1 rRNA gene is annotated in these 1,314 nt (G+C 50.0%); it reads left to right on the top strand.

Going from position 1 to position 1,314, the window contains the following annotated elements:
• Positions 1–165: 165 nt before the first annotated feature.
• Positions 166–1,314: ribosomal RNA gene (locus LMF89_RS25330) — 23S ribosomal RNA — on the top strand; the annotation flags it as partial.

A 1,314-nucleotide genomic window follows, 5' to 3' on the forward strand; every position in this document is an offset into this window, starting at 1 on the left:
CCCGCTAGGCTCCACCAATCGCGCATATAAACATCATGCGCCTATTTGTTCCTTGAAAACTGGATAATCGTAAATGTAAGAAGGCAAAGAAAGAACCGAGTATCGCCATTTTAGTTTTTCTCTCTTTTTTTAAAAGAGTTATAACCAGGCAAGCAATTGCCAAACGGTTAAGTTAGAAAGGGCGCACGGTGGATGCCTTGGCACTAGGAGCCGATGAAGGACGGGACTAACACCGATATGCTTCGGGGAGCTGTAAGCAAGCTTTGATCCGGAGATTTCCGAATGGGGAAACCCACTGTTCGTAATGGAACAGTATCCATATCTGAATTCATAGGGTATGGAAGGCAGACCCGGGGAACTGAAACATCTAAGTACCCGGAGGAAGAGAAAGCAAACGCGATTCCCTGAGTAGCGGCGAGCGAAACGGGATTAGCCCAAACCAGAAGGCTTGCCTTCTGGGGTTGTAGGACACTCAACATGGAGTTACAAAGGAACGGGGTAGATGAAGCGGTCTGGAAAGGCCCGCCAAAGAAGGTAAAAGCCCTGTATTCGAAACTTCGTTCCCTCCTGAGTGGATCCTGAGTACGGCGGGACACGAGAAATCCCGTCGGAAGCAGGGAGGACCATCTCCCAAGGCTAAATACTCCCTAGTGACCGATAGTGAACCAGTACCGTGAGGGAAAGGTGAAAAGCACCCCGGAAGGGGAGTGAAATAGATCCTGAAACCGTGTGCCTACAAGTAGTCAGAGCCCGTTAATGGGTGATGGCGTGCCTTTTGTAGAATGAACCGGCGAGTTACGATCCCATGCAAGGTTAAGCTGATAAGGCGGAGCCGCAGCGAAAGCGAGTCTGAATAGGGCGAATGAGTATGTGGTTGTAGACCCGAAACCAGGTGATCTACCCATGTCCAGGGTGAAGGTAGGGTAACACCTACTGGAGGCCCGAACCCACGCACGTTGAAAAGTGCGGGGATGAGGTGTGGGTAGCGGAGAAATTCCAATCGAACCTGGAGATAGCTGGTTCTCTCCGAAATAGCTTTAGGGCTAGCCTCACGTTGTAAGAGTCTTGGAGGTAGAGCACTGTTTGGACTAGGGGCCCTCATCGGGTTACCGAATTCAGACAAACTCCGAATGCCAAAGACTTATCCGTGGGAGTCAGACTGCGAGTGATAAGATCCGTAGTCAAAAGGGAAACAGCCCAGACCACCAGCTAAGGTCCCAAAGTATACGTTAAGTGGAAAAGGATGTGGAGTTGCTTAGACAACCAGGATGTTGGCTTAGAAGCAGCCACCATTTAAAGAGTGCGTAATAGCTC

The sequence above is a fragment of the Pelosinus baikalensis genome (assembly GCF_020819555.1).
Taxonomy (GTDB): Bacteria; Bacillota; Negativicutes; order DSM-13327; family DSM-13327; genus Pelosinus; species Pelosinus baikalensis.